The 17033-nt window shown below is 38.7% G+C and carries 15 protein-coding genes and 1 pseudogene; 13 read left to right on the forward strand and 3 right to left on the reverse strand.

Annotation, left to right across the window (positions count from 1 at the left end; genetic code table 11):
• Nucleotides 1-280: 280 nt before the first annotated feature.
• The 3 genes and pseudogenes from ACJ004_RS11190 to ACJ004_RS11200 form a co-directional block, all read left to right on the forward strand.
• A pseudogene (locus ACJ004_RS11190) lies at nucleotides 281-508 on the forward strand (transposase); the annotation flags it as partial.
• A gap of 547 nt (nucleotides 509-1055) precedes the next feature.
• Nucleotides 1056-1760, forward strand: a complete 705-nt coding sequence (locus ACJ004_RS11195; protein ID WP_410893036.1) for a DsbA family protein — start codon at nucleotides 1056-1058, stop codon at nucleotides 1758-1760.
• A gap of 2 nt (nucleotides 1761-1762) precedes the next feature.
• Complete coding sequence (locus ACJ004_RS11200) at nucleotides 1763-2167, forward strand: disulfide oxidoreductase (RefSeq protein ID WP_410893037.1); 405 nt, start codon at nucleotides 1763-1765, stop codon at nucleotides 2165-2167.
• Between the two features lie 71 nt (nucleotides 2168-2238).
• Here the strand turns inward: ACJ004_RS11200 and ACJ004_RS11205 are convergent, their stop codons facing one another.
• A complete protein-coding gene (locus tag ACJ004_RS11205; protein ID WP_410893080.1) occupies nucleotides 2239-2325 on the reverse strand; it encodes a YjcZ family sporulation protein in 87 nt (28 codons plus the stop codon).
• Between the two features lie 236 nt (nucleotides 2326-2561).
• On the opposite strand from ACJ004_RS11205, the gene ACJ004_RS11210 reads away from it, so the two are divergent.
• Nucleotides 2562-3545 carry a 2-hydroxyacid dehydrogenase family protein gene (locus tag ACJ004_RS11210; RefSeq protein WP_410893038.1) on the forward strand — a complete coding sequence of 328 codons (984 nt, stop codon included), beginning with the start codon at nucleotides 2562-2564 and terminating at the stop codon, nucleotides 3543-3545.
• 113 nt (nucleotides 3546-3658) lie between these two features.
• Here the strand turns inward: ACJ004_RS11210 and ACJ004_RS11215 are convergent, their stop codons facing one another.
• Entirely contained in the window at nucleotides 3659-4105 is a 447-nt protein-coding gene (locus ACJ004_RS11215) for a Dps family protein (protein ID WP_410893039.1), read from the reverse strand.
• Between the two features lie 354 nt (nucleotides 4106-4459).
• Between ACJ004_RS11215 and ACJ004_RS11220 the strand changes: the two genes are divergently transcribed.
• The gene (locus ACJ004_RS11220) at nucleotides 4460-5062 is read left to right on the forward strand and encodes a cell wall hydrolase (protein ID WP_410893040.1); all 603 of its coding nucleotides are present in this window, start codon (nucleotides 4460-4462) and stop codon (nucleotides 5060-5062) included.
• A 90-nt stretch (nucleotides 5063-5152) separates the two neighbouring features.
• On the opposite strand, the gene speB is transcribed toward ACJ004_RS11220, so the two are convergent.
• Entirely contained in the window at nucleotides 5153-6109 is a 957-nt protein-coding gene (gene speB, locus ACJ004_RS11225) for an agmatinase (protein WP_410893041.1), read from the reverse strand.
• A 407-nt stretch (nucleotides 6110-6516) separates the two neighbouring features.
• On the opposite strand from speB, the gene ACJ004_RS11230 reads away from it, so the two are divergent.
• The 8 genes from ACJ004_RS11230 to ACJ004_RS11265 all read left to right on the forward strand — a co-directional run bounded on the left by ACJ004_RS11230 (nucleotide 6517) and on the right by ACJ004_RS11265 (nucleotide 17008).
• Nucleotides 6517-7857, forward strand: a complete 1341-nt coding sequence (locus ACJ004_RS11230) for an APC family permease (protein ID WP_410893042.1) — start codon at nucleotides 6517-6519, stop codon at nucleotides 7855-7857.
• 382 nt (nucleotides 7858-8239) lie between these two features.
• Nucleotides 8240-9601: an APC family permease gene (locus ACJ004_RS11235; RefSeq protein ID WP_410893081.1), complete on the forward strand. Its 1362-nt coding sequence runs from the start codon at nucleotides 8240-8242 to the stop codon at nucleotides 9599-9601.
• 192 nt (nucleotides 9602-9793) lie between these two features.
• Nucleotides 9794-11080, forward strand: a complete 1287-nt coding sequence (locus ACJ004_RS11240; RefSeq protein WP_410893043.1) for a Glu/Leu/Phe/Val family dehydrogenase — start codon at nucleotides 9794-9796, stop codon at nucleotides 11078-11080.
• A gap of 32 nt (nucleotides 11081-11112) precedes the next feature.
• Nucleotides 11113-11403 (forward strand): SAV0927 family protein, encoded by a 291-nt coding sequence (locus ACJ004_RS11245; RefSeq protein ID WP_410893044.1) that lies wholly within the window; start codon nucleotides 11113-11115, stop codon nucleotides 11401-11403.
• A 22-nt stretch (nucleotides 11404-11425) separates the two neighbouring features.
• Nucleotides 11426-11674, forward strand: a complete 249-nt coding sequence (locus ACJ004_RS11250; protein WP_410893045.1) for a biotin/lipoyl attachment domain-containing protein — start codon at nucleotides 11426-11428, stop codon at nucleotides 11672-11674.
• Between the two features lie 119 nt (nucleotides 11675-11793).
• On the forward strand, nucleotides 11794-13917 hold the full coding sequence (locus tag ACJ004_RS11255) for a sigma 54-interacting transcriptional regulator (protein ID WP_410893046.1): 2124 nt from the start codon (nucleotides 11794-11796) through the stop codon (nucleotides 13915-13917).
• A gap of 221 nt (nucleotides 13918-14138) precedes the next feature.
• Entirely contained in the window at nucleotides 14139-15611 is a 1473-nt protein-coding gene (locus tag ACJ004_RS11260) for an aldehyde dehydrogenase family protein (protein WP_410893082.1), read from the forward strand.
• Between the two features lie 23 nt (nucleotides 15612-15634).
• Nucleotides 15635-17008, forward strand: a complete 1374-nt coding sequence (locus ACJ004_RS11265) for a putrescine aminotransferase (RefSeq protein ID WP_410893047.1) — start codon at nucleotides 15635-15637, stop codon at nucleotides 17006-17008.
• Nucleotides 17009-17033 lie beyond the last annotated feature (25 nt).

Here is a 17033-nt window from a genome sequence, read left to right on the forward strand (position 1 = left end):
GGCAGCCATTTATTTTATTCAATCACCTCAACGATTCACCGCGTTAATTCGTTATAATATTATTGGTGTATAGACTTTAAACAGGTCTGTTGATTGGCGCTCCAGGCACTTCGCTTTCCGCGGGCGTGCCGGGGAGCCTCCTCGTCGCTTCGCTCCTGCGGGGTCTCCCCTGACCCGTACTCCCGCAGGAGTCTTCGTGCCTTCCGCGCCAATCAACAGAGTGTTTTCAATAAAGACTTTCAACTCAACTAATGAATAATAAAAATAAGTGGTGAAATCAATGTTTATGCCAAAAGAGTCTAGCCAAAGTGAATATGAATTTGTATCTATTGATGAATTGGTACCTGATGACCATCTTCTTCGTTTGATTGATAAATATATTGATTTTTCGTTTCTTCTTGAGAAAGTCCGTCCTTATTACGGCGATGATAATGGACGCCCTACTGATCCCCTTATTCTTTATAAAATGATGTTTATTGGTTTTATTTACGGCATTCGTTCTGTAAGGTAGAAATTGAGCGAAGCTTCGCAGACTCAAAAGAGCTGCACGGGCTTCGCTACTGCCGGTTACGGGGATTGAAGAATGTGAGCGAATAGGCTCTTCTTACTGCAGCCTGTCAAAATATAAAAAAGATTGTGACACAATTAGAAGGTTAGAAAAAGTGTGTTGCAATACTTTAGGTTGATTTGCCTCCCTGTTGATTGGAGCGGAGGGCGCTCGACTCCTGCGGGATAGAGAGGTCACTGGAGACCCCGCAGGCGCCAATGCGCCGAGGAGGCTTCAGGACCTCCCCGCGGAAAGCGAGTGCCCGGAGCGGAAATCAACAGGCCCATTTGCAGGGACAATCAATAAATTTAGTATTTAGATTCTGACAAAATAAAAAATTGCCGAGAAAAATACCCTTTCTCGACAATCTGGGAACTGTACTCAAAATAGTACAGTTCTCTTTTAATTGTGTAAAAACCTTTTATTTGCATTATTCAAATGGATAAGTAATAGTTATACTATCTAGGAAAACTAATATGATAAGTTCAAATATAAAAGGAGATTAGTTATGGCAAATAATAATAAAAATAAGAAAAAAGAATCAAAATCATCATCTACCTTTGCTTTTTGGATGATTGGTTTGGTTGCAGTTTTTATATTAGCATTCATTTTTTTAGGCAATCATTCAAAACAAGAAGATAAAACAACAACTACAAAAATTGATTATAGCAATCAGCCATACAAAGGGAAGGAATCAGCCCAGGTTTCGATCATTGAATTTGGTGATTATAAATGTCCGAATTGCAAAAACTTTGCTAAGGATGTCGTACCACTTATTCAACAGGAACTAGTGGATACTGGCAAAGCTAAATTTTACTTTATGAATGATTCGTTTATTAATGTGGACTCGACACGATCTGCTAAATTTGCAGAATCCGTATACCAAGAGCTTGGAAATGAAACGTTTTGGAAATTTCATGACCTATTATTCGAAAAGCAGCCTGAAGATACAAAATATGAGAAAATTGACGTTTATACGGAAGACTTTTTGACGGAAACCTTAAAAGAGGTTGCTAGTGATAGCGATGTTGACAAGGTCTTAAAGAACTTCCAGGCTAAGAAATCTGACAATGCTTGGAACAAAGATATGGATTATGTTGAACAACTAGGTGTTACAGGAACCCCAACCATCTTCGTTAATGGGGAAAGGTTTGATGGACAAACTATTGATGATTTAAAAGACATGGTTGAGAAAGCCGCAAAGGGTGAATAAGTATGAATAAATCCTTACTTCTCTCTTGGGTAGCTGCCATCATTGCCACACTGGGCAGTTTATATTTTAGTGATGTTATGCACTACATTCCTTGTACACTTTGTTGGTACCAAAGGATATTCATGTACCCACTAGCCATCATCTTGGGAGTTGCGGTTTACCGAAATGATAAAGGCATCTATAAATATGCGCTGCCGTTATCCATCATCGGTTGGCTAATCGCAGGATACCATACTTTATTACAAAAAATCCCGTATTTACAGCAGTTTGAAATGTGTACCACGGGAGTACCCTGCTCGAAGGATTATATTAACTGGTTTGGCTTTGTTACCATCCCGTTATTAGCTTTCATTGCATTTACAATTATTACTGTTTGCTTAATCATGATCTCACGTGACAAAAAGTAAAAAATTATCAATAAAAAAGAGCGGTGAAACCAATAGGTTTGCCGCTCTTTCTGTTGATACCTTAGCTGCATTTAGAACATAAAGGATGCTCCAACAATGATCAATAAAATAAACAACACAACGATTAACGCGAAGCTGCTACTTCCACCATGTCCCATAGAAATCACCTCCTCTTCTGAATTATTACAATATATGCTTGGAGGAGTTGAGTTGAAATGGACAAACGTTGACTAATAGAAAAAATGAAGGTGATTTAATATAATATCGGAACGACTGTTTTCAAAACTTTAATAAATTAATAATTTTTTAAGAACTTATTATTATAGTATAATAATATACAGTTATTTGGATTTATGGAAAAGGCAGTCATTATACTCTGGAGAGGTGTTTGGCAATGGCAAAAATTTTAGTTGCAGGTGAGATCCCGCAAAAGGGATTAGAGATGTTATTAGAAGATCACGAGGTTGAAGTATTTTCAGGTGAGAAATTGATTTCTGAAGCTGAATTAACAGAGCGCATTAAAGATTCAGATGCCCTTCTAAGTTTATTATCTACCCCAGTATCAAAAGAAGTAATTGACCAAGCCCATAATTTAAAAATCATCGCAAACTATGGAGCTGGATTTAATAATATCGACTTTGAATTTGCGGCATCCAAAAGTATCCCAGTTACTAATACCCCAATAGTATCTACAGCTGCAACGGCTGACCTTACTTTTGCCCTTTTACTTGCATCTGCAAGAAGAGTAGCTGAAGGAGATGAAGTATGTCGTATTGTTGGATTTAACGGTTGGGCGCCCCTTTATTTTCGCGGCAGAGAAGTAACTGGAAAAACAATTGGTATCGTTGGATTTGGACAAATTGGCCAAGCGGTTGCGAAACGAGCGGCTGCCTTCGACATGAAGGTTCTATATACGGGACCAAGCCGAAAAAGTCCTGAAGTTGAACAGTCGGTAAACGCGACATACGTTTCTTTTGATGAACTGATTGCTGAATCAGATTTTATTACGATTAATTGTTCTTATAACCCAACGATGAAACACATGTTTAGCACGAAGCAGTTTGAAATGATGAAATCAACCGCTTATTTAATTAACTGTGCTCGTGGACCAATCGTTGATGAGGCTGCATTGATAAAGGCATTAGCTGAGAAACAGATTGAGGGAGCCGGTATTGATGTATTTGAATTCGAACCGGCGATTAGTGAAGGTTTGAAAAAACTGAAAAACGTCGTATTAACCCCCCACATCGGTAATGCTACCTTTGAAGCACGAGATGAAATGGCAAATATTGCAGCCGGAAACATTGTCAAGGTGCTAGACGGTGAAGCCCCTTCGTATGTAATCAATGGGGTTATAAAAGAAACAATTCTCGTTTAGAACGAATAAGATTAGATAAAAAAGAGAGAAGGCAACTGCCGTCTTTTTTAACCGTATAAATAACAAACAGTCCAACAATTGTGCTGGACTGTTTGTTTCTAAGTGTGAAATTTTTAAATCGATCTGCCTAAGAATGCCGTTAGCATCCATACATGCTTCTCAAGTTCAGAATGGATTGCGAGCAGCATGTCACCTGTTGTTTCATCATTTTTCTCTTCCGCAAAGCTCATTCCTTCTTTAAGTTCTCCAATGATAATGGAGAAGTCGTTAATAACCGATTGAACCATTTCATCCGCGGTTTCACTACCTGAAGCTTCCTTAATCGATGACATTTCAAGGTACTCTTTCATTGTAGCTGCGGGTTTTCCTCCAATGGCAAGTAACCGTTCTGCTAGTTCATCGACATGAAGGCCAGCCTCATTATAAAATTCTTCAAATTTGACATGTAAGGTGAAAAATTGTCCACCCTTCACATACCAATGATAGTTATGTAACTTCGTATACAAGACAGACCAGTTTGCAATTTGTTTGTTAAGTACACTCACTAATTGATTATCCATTTAAATAGCCTCCTTTTTCACTACACTTATATTATTACCAAAGATTCATCTGAAATCCTGTGTGTATTTAAGGAATTTGTTGTCAATTTAGTGAAGAATCATGGATTTGAACTCTTTTTGAATGTTACAAGCATGAAACAACCTGTAATAATTTGACCTATCCTTGCCATAATGTCCATCTAATGGAATTTATTTATTAATAGAAGATAATTCCAATTGATAGAAAGATCCCTTCATGTTGGGCGCTAACTAGGCTCATTGTTCCTTACCACTTTTTGGCTAATGAATAAGAATGTTACAACTGTTAGCCTTAAGTATAGACAAGTGAGGAACAAAAATTGGAGGTAATAAATGATGAGTAGATTTAAAAAACTACTAATTGCGACCGGACTTATCTTATCAATGTCAGCATTTACGTTAAATGGAACAACTGAAGCAGCAACAACCACGCATAAAGTACAATCAGGTGAAACCTATTGGAAAATTGCAGTGAAGTATGGTGTAACTGTTAATAGTCTATTAAAAGCAAACAATAAAACTAGCAGTCTTCTTTATGCGGGATCAAATCTAGTAATCCCAAATTCTACGGTTACAGCAGCAGAAAAAGACTTGATTGCTCGCCTAGTACGTGCAGAGGCAGTAGGTGAACCGTATGCGGGTAAAGTAGCCGTTGCGACAGTTATTCTTAACCGTGTTGCTAGCCCTGATTTCCCTAATACCGTAAATGGTGTTGTTTATCAAAAGTCTAATGGCTATTATGCATTCACGCCTGTAAAAAATGGTACGATTAACCAACCAACTGATGCTGCCTCAAAAAAGGCTGTAAATGAGGCACTTGCTTTTAGAGGTCAAGGAAATGGGTCATTATTTTTCTATAATCCGAAGACAGCTGTAAGTAAATGGATTTTCTCGCGTCCAGTAACAGTGACAATCGGTAACCACCGTTTTGCGAAGTAAAAGCTGTTATAATGTAGTATTTCAAGAACTAAATAAACTAAACAAAAAAGCAGTGATTTCCTAAAAATGGAATCACTGCTTTTTTGTATTTTAAATAGTAATATTGCTAGACGAACCTTGTTTAATTTTAAGGGCAACGAGACTAGCGAATTCGTGGATGATTGTGGCTGCAAGTAATGTTGTAATCTGAGTAGGATCATATGGAGGTAAGACCTCGACTAAGTCAAAACCGATAAATTGAAAATCTGTTAGAGAGCGGATGATTTGTAGCGTTTCAAAGCTATTTAAACCACCAACTTCTAGTGTTCCCGTTCCAGGTGCACACGATGGATCAACAAAATCAATATCAAAGCTCAAGTAACAAGGTGTATCACCAATTTTTGTTTTCATTTCATTAATGACATTTTCAATTCCTCGTTGCTTTAGCTCAGGAGTTGTAATGACGTGATAGCCTAAATCTGTGCTGGCATCAATATCACCCGGATGGTTTAGGGTTCCTCTAATTCCAACCTGGAAAACTTTATCAGGAATGAGGAGATTCTCTTCGTATGCACGGATGAATGGTGATCCATGCCAATACTTTTCTTCATAATATGTGTCCCAAGTATCTGTATGAGAATCAAAGTGAATTAAGGCAACAGGACCGTGTACTTTAACTGCGGCACGAAGATGGGCTAATGTTACGGAATGATCTCCTCCTAGACCAATTGGAATAATCCCTTTTTCCATCAATTCCATCATTGCTTTTTCAATCACCTCATAGCTGCGATGGATATTATGTGGAATGACAGATACATCACCGATGTCAATGGCATTACATTCGTCAAAAGGATAAACCTTGTGAATCGGATGATATGGGAATAGAGTCATTGACGACTGACGAATAGCCTGAGGTGCGAATCGAGCACCAACACGAAAGGAGGCTGCAGTATCAAACGGGACACCAACAATGGCCAATTTAGCATTTTCTCTGTGGGAGGGTAACCTCATAAAGGTCCCGGTGGTACAAAATTCTGGTTTTACATCTGGTGATAATGGATATTGCATTAAAATTCCCCCATTTTTTATTTTCATATATTTTAAAATGCAAGTATTGTGCCAGATGAATTAATGAGAGGAATCGTTGTAAATGGAATGACAAGTCCTATTTAATATGGAATATTGTATGCGTAAATGAATAATTCAAAAGACATTAAATTAACTATTCAAGACCCTCCTTTGAGATTATTTTTAAAAAAACAGGCTGTGTTAAAGGTTATTGCTGATTTTTCCACTCTGTTGATTGGAGCGAAAATCAACAGACAAGTTGTACACAGCCAAAAAATATAGTTTGGTATGAAATTTGCAATGATATATTTGAATTTTCAAAAAAGTAAGGGGGAATAAAAAATTTTCAGTGGACAATGGGGTTATTTCTTTATGAAAGCGTTTTAAACAAAGGGGAGGTATGATATGTGGAAAATGGAGTAAAGCTGAAAAGATCGTTAAAGCTGTGGCAGGTCGTAATCATGGGGTTAGCATATATGACACCCATGGTGGTATTTGACACATTTGGAATTGTTTCTGGTGTAACCGAGGGGCATGTACCAACAGCCTATATTATTGCATTGATTGGGATGCTGTTTACTGCGTCAAGTTATGGGAAGCTTGTTAAGGTTTTCCCTCAAGCTGGCTCAGCCTATACATATACCCAGAAAGCGATAAACCGGAACCTTGGGTTTCTAGTTGGGTGGTCTTCGCTGCTTGATTATTTGTTTTTGCCTATGGTAAACGCTTTGTTAACAAAACTGTACCTAAATGCATTGTTTCCATCTGTACCAGATTTTATTTGGGTATTATTGTTTGTAGGAATTGTTACATTCTTAAACTTAAGAAGCGTCAACGTCCTAGCAAATTTCAATTCATTATTTGTTCTTGTTCAAATTTTAATCATGATTGTCTTCATTATTCTGGTTATTAAAGGGCTAAATGCGGGCGAGGGAACAGGAGCCGTTTTCAGTTTACAACCGTTTTTTGTTGAAGGGTTGAACCTACCGATCCTTATTACCGGTGCAACGATTCTTTGCTTCTCGTTCCTGGGATTTGATGCTGTTACGACATTGTCTGAAGAAACGCCCAATCCGCAAAAGACTATCCCAAAAGCAATTATGCTTACAGCTTTATGGGGAGGAGTTATTTTTATTACCACATCGTTTTTTATTCAATCCTTTTTTCCAGATATATCTAGATTCAAAGTACCTGACGCGGCACTTCCAGAAATTGCTCTATATGTAGGTGGTAAGCTGTTCCAATCGATTTTCTTGTGTACAACCTTTGTTAATACACTAGCCTCCGGACTTGCATCACATGCTAGTGTTTCCCGACTCTTGTATGTTATGGGGCGTGACAAGGTATTCCCGGAAAAATGGTTTGGATACGTTCATCCGAAATGGCGGACACCTGCGATTAATGTTTTATTTGTGGGGGTCATCTCCTTGTCGGCCTGGTTCTTTGATCTAGTTACGGCAACTTCGTTAATTAATTTCGGTGCGTTAATGGCCTTTACGTTTGTCAATCTTTCTGTAATTAGTCATTTTGCCGTTCGTCAAAAGATGCATAGGACACCTAGAGGTTTTTTTGATTACGTTATAATGCCTTTAATTGGTGCGGGGGCGGTTGGGATACTTTGGATTAATCTAGAGGTTAGTTCCTTGATTATGGGAATTCTTTGGTTTGTTGTTGGATTTACTTACTTACTTTTTCTAACTAAAGCATTTCGAATAGCGCCACCACAATATAAAGCTGAGGAAGCATAATCAATGATTTTTTATGAAAGCAGTGGATTTCTGCGAAAAGAATCCACTGCTTTTTTTGTTATTGCGTCATTTTTTTATGCAAACCTGAGTAGGTTATGCATTTTTTCATAAAAAAGTTAAGTTTCATTTGCTAGATTGCAAATTTGATAAAAAGTCTTAGTGCACCTTTTTAGGCATTAAAAAGTAGATGTATAAAGAAGAAAGATGGTTGGCATAAAAATTGCAATTATTTAAAATAGTTAGATTTTTAAGTAAAATGGAAGGGGGGGCTGACTTACGAATAGTATGTTTAATTTTTAAAATATGTTGTCCATCAATGAAGAACAAATGTGAGTGCTTACAATTGCTTGTTAATAAACGAATTCCGGATAATAAAGGAGAGATGGTTAAATTGGAGAATACTACTCTTAAACGCTCACTTGGGTTATGGGCAATCGTTATGCTCGGATTGGGTTATATGACACCAACGATTGTGTTTGATACATTTGGAATTGTCTCTGAAGAAACCAATGGGGTTGTTCCACTAGCCTACCTAGCAGCGTTGGTTGTTATGGTGTTTACAGCGATCAGTTATGGAAAAATGGTCAAGGTATTTCCGAGTGCTGGTTCGGCCTATACGTATACCCGCGAGACCATGAGCCCGCATCTCGGATTTATAGTCGGTTGGGCAGCGTTACTTGATTATATATTGCTTCCAATGGTGAATGCATTGATTATTCGTATTTACATGGTATCTGTCTTTCCTAGTGTTCCAGCATGGATTTGGGTTGTCGTGTATGTTGCAATCGTCACGGCCATTAACGCTTGGAGTATGGGGAAAACATCTAGTTTAAATGCACTGCTGGTTATTTTTGAAGTGGTCTTAATTGCCGCATTTATTGTCCTTGCTTTTCTCCAGCTTTCCAAAGGAATGGGACAAGGAACGATTTTCACAACAGCACCTCTCTTTCATTCCGATATTCATCTTGGAGCAATTTTAACAGGTGCAACCGTGGTTTGTTTCTCCTTTATTGGGTTTGATGCAGTAACCATGTATGCAGAGGAAGCGATTGATCAAAAAACGATGCCGAGAGCGATTATGTTAACGGTCTTTATTGGCGGGGCTATCTTTTTCGTGTGTAGTTATTTTGCACAATCTTTATTTCCAGATGTTTCAGGTTTCAAAGTAACTGATGATACATTACCTGAGATTGGATTGTTTGTGGGTGGAACAATTTTTAAATTGATATTCCTTTCAGGTGCTTTTGCTGCAACAGTCGCTTCTGGACTTGCCTCTCACGCAAGCGTTTCAAGGCTTTTGTATGTTATGGGACGAAATGGAGTCCTGCCTAAAAAGGTGTTTGGTTATGTCCATCCCAAATTTCGGACACCTGTTTTTAATGTCATCTTGGTTGGGGTGGTATCCTTGCTTGCGATTGCTCCAAGTTTAGAGCTAATTTCTTCTTTTATTAATTTCGGCGCATTAATTGCTTTTACATTCGTCAACTTATCGGTTATAGCTTATTTCGTTTTTCGCCAAAAGAGATATAAAACAGCTAAGGATATTTTCTCCTATTTAATAATGCCGGTCATTGGAGCTGGATTAACGGGAATTTTGTGGGCGAACTTACAATTTGATGCACTCATTGGCGGGATTGTTTGGATCATTATTGGTGTGGTATATATGCTTTTCCAAACAAGATTCTTCCGAATCAAAATAGCCGATTTAAATATTGATGATGCCGAGAGAACCTCATCCCTATAAAATTACCTGAGCCAGGCTTGATGCCTGGCTTTTTGATGTTTAGAAGGGCATGGTATGCAGAATTGAATAATTCACTCATTTCTTCATAGCACTTCCTCCCTTTTTTACTAAATCACCTAATAAAACTGCGATTGCTAAGTTGGCACGAAACTTGCTTTAACCTTAAGTAACAATAAAAAATGAGGTGTTAGCATGGCAGTCGATTCTCTAGACATGAAGAATACGAAAGAAAGAGAACAGGATAATTCCCTTATTGAGTTTCAAGAAACGTTAAAAGAAGCAGTGAATATCCTGAACTACCCACCCCAAGTATTCGAATTTTTAAAGAAGCCGATGAGATTTTTAGAAGTGAGTATCCCTGTTCGAATGGACAACGGGCAGACAGAAATATTCCAGGGTTACCGTGCCCAGCATAATGATGCTTCAGGTCCAACCAAAGGAGGTATTCGGTTTCATCCAGATGTTACGCCTGATGAGGTAAAGGCATTGGCGGGTTGGATGAGTTTAAAATGCGGTATTACCGACCTTCCCTATGGCGGTGCAAAAGGCGGGATCATCTGTGATCCTCGTAAAATGAGTTTAGATGAATTGGAAAAGTTGAGCCGTGGTTATGTAAGAGCGGTTAGTCAACTGGTCGGTCCAACAAAGGATATTCCAGCACCTGATATGTATACGAACTCCCAGATTATGGCGTGGATGCTTGATGAATACGACCATATCCGTGAATTTGACTCCCCTGGTTTTATCACAGGTAAGCCAATTGCACTTGGGGGATCAAGGGGCAGAGAAACAGCGACATCAAAAGGTGTTCTATATACACTGCAAATGGTTTGTGAATTAAAGAAAATGCAGTTAAAAGATACACGTATTATTATTCAAGGGTTTGGAAATGTCGGCAGTTATCTTGCCCAGTATTTATATGAGATAGGTGCAAAAGTAATTGGTATCGGGGACATGCTCGGCGGTTTATACGATGAGAAGGGGCTAGATATCCCATACCTATTGGAAAATAGAGATTCCTTTGGTATTGTTTCTAATCGCTTTAATGGTTCGATTTCTAACCAGGATTTATTGGAAAAAGAATGTGATGTTCTTATTCCAGCTGCAATCTCCGGGGTGATTCATAAATATAATGCCGGTAAACTTAACTGTAATATCGTCATTGAAGCAGCCAATGGTCCTACCACAAAGGATGCGCTAAAAATACTAGATGAACGGGAGATCCTTGTTGTCCCTGATATTCTTGCCAATTCTGGTGGCGTTATTGTCTCCTATTTTGAATGGTGTCAAAACAATCAAGGTTATTACTGGACCGAGGAAACTGTAGATAAACGGCTCAAGGAAAAAATGACAGCTAGCTTTTTAAAGGTTTACCATACCTCCAATCGATATGGGGTAAATATGAAACTTGCTGCTTATATAGAAGGAATTCAAAAGCTAGCAGAGGCTTCAAGGCTTAGAGGATGGTTGAAATATTAATAAATGAACTTAAATAAAGGAGGACGTTTTGTATGAAGCTTGATATATTAACCGAACAAAAAGAACAGCAACTGTTACATTACTTTTGTTTAATTTCAAACAACCATCGCTACGATTTGACGATTGGCTATTCAGAGCAATTTTTCGGGAAAGCGATGGTCACTTCGATTCAGTCTGGGAACATGGTGTTACTTTGCCAAGAGGACACCTATTCAGACCATCATTGGGCAGAAAGACTGGGAATCGAAACAGAGGATATCCAAGAATTTCAAGAATTCTTCAGTCTAGTATTACAGACACGGCCTTTTCAAGAGCAGTATTAATCGAAAAAGAAAGGTGATGTTTATGTATTATGGTGTTGTTCTTAGCCCATGTTATGGGAAGATAAAAAAGATTTCAATTAAGAATGATTCAAGAATTTATGAATGGGAAACCTTATTTATGATAATTTCAGAATCAGGTACATTAGAAACGGTGCAGACTAGCATGAGCGGCGAAGTCGAATCGCTTGAGGTACAGGAAGGGGATTATGTTATTCCTGGGATGGTACTCGCTTATATTAAAGAAGATTTATTTATTACCGGTAGTGATTAATTGCTAGAAAAAAAGAAGATGGGATACACATCTTCTTTTTTTCTAGCAATATTTAATTTAAAATATTTCGAATAAAGTGATAGTATAAGGTAGATAAGGTATTAAGGGGGAAGTAAACGATGTTTTCCGTTGCCAAAGAAAAAGTGAAACCGATTATTTCAGTAGACGTGGGTGAAAATGAAGAAGTTTTTCGATCTACCTTAAATAACCTTAAAGAACCCTATTTGTTTTTAAAAAGACAAGATCACTTATTTGCTTATGTATTGCTTGAAAACCATAAAAGAGAGGATGCTTCGATTGCATCTTTACTTGAACAATCGAAATCGCTAGATAGCATCTGCTTTTTGAGCGAACAGATTTCCTTGCCTGTTTTGTTCCAAATTATCGGCGAACCGTTTGCCATCGTTAGAAGGGAGGACGGTTTACCAGCAGGTTATATTCGCAGAGAAGACGTTCTAGCAGAGCTTTTTAAACAGGAAAATAAAAGTGTCGACTTACTTAAAATTATTCTAACTTCGATTCCGATGGGGATTTTTGTATTAGATAAGGAAAAACGAATTATTAATTATAATGAAGCCGGTTTAAAAATGATTAGATCGACATCCGAAAAGGTTATGAATCTTCCTGCTGAAAATATTTTTAGCCGTACCCACCTTGAAAAGGTATTTGCAACCGGTAAGACGCTTCTTAATCATCTGGTAATCAAGAATGAAATCGGAATTCTCGTCGATTATAGCCCCATTTTGAATTATGAGAATGAAGTCGATGGTATCATCATTGTTGCTCAGGATTTGCCTATGGTCGAAGAAATGGCGATGGAAATTGAATATATTAAGGACTTAAATAAGGACTTGCATGCAATTTTGTCCAGTATATATGATGAAATTCTGGTGGTGAACAACAAAGGGGAGCTCATCAGGTTCAGTGAAAACATCATTCAAGATTTCTGGAAAGTAGATTTAAAGGAATTGATTGGAAAAAATATACTCGAACTAGAGGACCAAGGACTGTTTACACCTTCGGTCACAAGACTTGTTTTAGAAAAAGGAAAAAAGGTCTCTGTAGTTCAAGAAACTAAAGCTGGAAGGAAGATTCTTGCCGTCGGAAATCCTGTCTTTGATGAAAAAAATGAACTCGACAGGATTATCATTGCATCACGTGATATTACCGAAACAACACGGCTAAAAAGTGAACTGCAGGAAATTAAAAAGATATCAGAACAATATAAGAAGGAATTAGATGATTTTAAAAGCAAAGACCGCTTTTTGAAAAAGCTCATTTATTGTAGTCCGAAAATGGAGAAGGTTATTAATCAGGCTAAGAAAATTGCTGACTTTTCCTCGACAGTCCTTCTTTACGGAGAATCTGGAGTTGGAAAAGAAGTAATCGCTCAAGCGATCCATCAATTAGGCCGCCGCTCGACAAAACCGCTTCTTAAATTAAATTGCGGGGCTATCCCGGAAAATTTACTCGAAAGTGAACTATTTGGTTATGCGAAAGGGGCTTTTACCGGAGCGGATAAGAATGGAAAGGAAGGCTACTTTAAACAAGCAGATGGCGGAATTTTGTTTCTGGACGAAATCGGTGAGATGCCAATCCATCTACAGGTAAAAATGTTACGAGTACTGCAGGAGCAGGAAGTTATTCCGATTGGCAGTACCACCCCATTTAAGGTGAATGTACAGATTATTGCCGCTACGAATAAAAAATTAGAAAAAATGGTTGAGGAAGGGACATTCCGTGAGGATTTGTTTTATCGCTTGAATGTCATACCGATTCACATCCCACCGTTAAGGGAACGGACAGAGGATATTTCGCTGCTTGCCTTTCATTTCCTCCAACAATTGAATGAGAAGTATGAGCGTAATTACCATCTAACCCCTGATGCCATTAATGTACTAGAGTTCTATCCGTGGCCGGGTAATGTCAGGGAACTACAAAACATTATTGAAAGATTAGTAGTCACTGCCGAACATCCGTCGATTGATGCGGAGTTCGTCAGCCAATTTTTATCAATAGGCCTTGAACATAAAAAGATGAAGCCTGTAATTACAAGGGTCATTCCACTGCAGGAAGCCATCGATCATGTCGAGGAGCAGTTAATTGTGATGGCGATGAACCAATACAAAACGACGACAAAAGCCGCAAAGGCCTTAGGAATCAGCCAATCATCAGTTAGTAGAAAGTATCAAAAAATAGTAAACGAGAAAAATATTAAAATCGAAAACTTTTCTTCCTTTTAATCAAAAGCTGCTTTAGATCACAAAGATCTAAAGCAGCTTTTTTCATTTGGAGTACATTAATTATGCAAAATAAAATAGGGTTATGCAAATCTGAATAATGTTAATTCTATATTGTAAAGGAAAACTATGTTTCTAGGTATTTTACCTTGGCATGATTCTTGCAATATTAGTTAGTAAGGGTCAATAAAGGAGGAATTAAAATGGTCGAGGTAAAAAAACGAGTGGTTAACCTTAAGATGTTTATTGATGGTGAATGGAAAGATGCCGAAAATCAAGAAACACGCCCAGTAATTAATCCAGCAAATGGTGAGGTTATTTCATATGCCCCTGAAGGAACGACTGCTGACACTCGTAAGGCAATTTATGCAGCACGGAGAGCCTTTGAAGAGGGTGTTTGGTCCGGGATCTCTGCTCAGGAAAGAGCCTCGTATTTATTAAAAATTGCTGACAAAATTGATGAATATGCCGATGAATTAACCGAGTTGGAAACGATGGATAACGGGAAACCATTAAGAGAAGCTGGCTTTGATGTCGGGGATGCAGCCGCATGCTTCCGCTATTATGCAGGCCTGATTACAAAACCAGATGGACAGACCTATCATGTTGCTGATCCTATGCAGGCGATGGTTGTCCGCGAGCCGATTGGAGTTTGTGGTTTGATAGTTCCATGGAACTACCCGCTGTTAATGAGTGTTTGGAAAATTGCCCCTGCCTTAGCTGCAGGAAATACCATTGTCTTTAAACCGTCCGAAGTGACACCAGTTACACCGAAAAAGCTATTCGAAATTTTTGAAGAAGTCGGTTTGCCAAAAGGGGTAGCTAATATGGTAATGGGAGCTGGAGCGATTGTTGGAAATGAAATTGCTTCCCATCCTGAGGTCGATATGATTTCTTTTACCGGCGGTACGAAAACCGGCAAACACATTATGAAAACAGCAGCTGATACGATGAAGAAGGTTTCCTTAGAGCTGGGCGGTAAATCGCCGAATATCATTTTTGCCGATGCTGATTTTGAAACAGCAGTCGATTATGCCTTATTTGGAATCTTCGCAGGTTCTGGTCAAGTATGTTCCGCTGGTTCAAGGATCCTTGTCGAAGAAAGCATCTACGAAAAATTCGTCGACCGTTTTGTCGAACGGGCTAATCAAATTAAAGTAGGACCTGGAGACGACCCTGCAACAGAGATGGGGCCGCTTGTCAGTAAAGAGCATTTAGAAAAAGTTCTTTCCTACATTGAATTAGGCAGGCAGGAAGGTGCGACAGTTGCCTGCGGAGGAAATAGGATCGTAAAGAACAACTTGAAAAATGGCTACTTTGTTGAACCAACCGTTTTTGTCGATGTGAACCAAGAGATGAAAATTGTCCAAGAGGAAATCTTCGGTCCTGTCGTAGTTATCCAGAAATTCAAAGACGAAGCGGAAGCTATAAAACTAGCTAATGGTACAGTGTATGGATTAGCCGGGGGTGTTTTTACGAATAATGGTGCAAAGGGTTTGCGAGTTATTAAAAAGCTGCGTGCAGGGATTACATGGGTGAATTCCTACCACCCTACTTATAATGAAGCACCTTGGGGCGGCTATAAGCAAAGTGGAATAGGCCGCAGTCTGGGAACGTTTGGACTTGAAGAATTTCAGGAAATAAAACAGATTAATATCAATTTGCAGGTTGAACCAATTGGCTGGTTTTCTAACTAATTATTAATAGGAGGAATGAAATGATGAGTATCAATTTGGAACAAGAATTAAAAAATAAGCAAAATCAAAATGTAAGTGAATATATTAATAAGGTTTTAAGCTTAATAGAAAAAGAGGAAATTAATGATGTGGAAGCGGCCTGGATTACGAAAGAAACGGTTGATGGTTTCCGTGAACATGTAAACCCAGGCTTTCTAGCTTATCGTAAAACGGTAACGAAGGATGGGCAATTTGCGGCGGTTGAATGGTCGGATAATGGTTCTTGTTTTAAGGATGTCAACGGTAAAGAATATATCGACTGTCTTGGCGGTTTCGGCATCTATAATGTCGGCCACAGAAATCCAAAGGTTGTGAAGGCGGTAACTGACCAATTAAAACGTCAGGCTCTGCATAGTCAGGATTTGTTAGATCCACTTCGTGCAATGTTAGCAAAAATCTTAGCCGATATTACTCCAGGGGATTTAAAATATGCCTTTTTTACAAACAGCGGGACAGAAAGTGTGGAAGCAGCATTAAAACTTGCGAAAATGTACAGCGAACGGACAACGTTTATCTCTACTACGCGTGCGTTCCACGGGAAAAGTTTAGGCTCGTTGTCAGGAACGGCGAAAGGTATGTTCCGTAAACCATTCTTACCGTTAATCCCAGGCTTCCGTCATGTGCCATTCGGTGATATTGACATGATGAGAAAAACGTTTGAGGTTTGTGCTTCTGTTGGTGAAGATGTGGCGGCAGTTATTTTAGAACCGATTCAAGGTGAAGGTGGAATTATCCTACCACCAGAAAACTATTTAAAACAAGTCCGTGAGCTTTGTGATCAATACGGCTCCTTGCTCATATTTGATGAAGTACAGACAGGAATGGGCCGAACAGGAAAAATGTTCGCCGCAGAATTGTATGAAGTTGTTCCAGATATTATCTGTCTGGCTAAGGCCTTTGGCGGCGGTGTGATGCCAGCTGGTGCAGTTGTAGCTACCGAAAATGTCTTCAAGAGCTGGTTTGATAATCCATTTATGCATACCACAACCTTCGGTGGAAATCCGTTAGCATGTGCGGCAGCGATTGCGACGATTGGGGTTTTAATTGAAGAAAAGTTACCAGAAAGAGCAGCCGAAGTCGGTGCTTATTTCCTTGAAGAACTGAAAAATGCTGCAAAAGGTCATGAAGATAAAGTTCTAGAGATCCGTGGTCAAGGCTTAATGATTGGTATTGAATTCCATCAAGATGAAATCGGCTACGATGTCTCAAAAGGAATGTTCGATAGAGGGGTTCTAGTTGCTGGGACATTGATTAACTCGAAAACCATTCGCATCGAGCCAGCTCTAACCATTAGTTATGATGAAGTCAAAAAAGTGGTCTCAACCTTCAAAGAAGTGCTGGAACAAATAAATGATTAACGATTTACTTAAAAGGGGGAGCAAG

Origin of the sequence: Neobacillus sp. 204, from assembly GCF_046562815.1 — a bacterium.
Classification (GTDB): Bacteria; Bacillota; Bacilli; order Bacillales; family Cytobacillaceae; genus Neobacillus.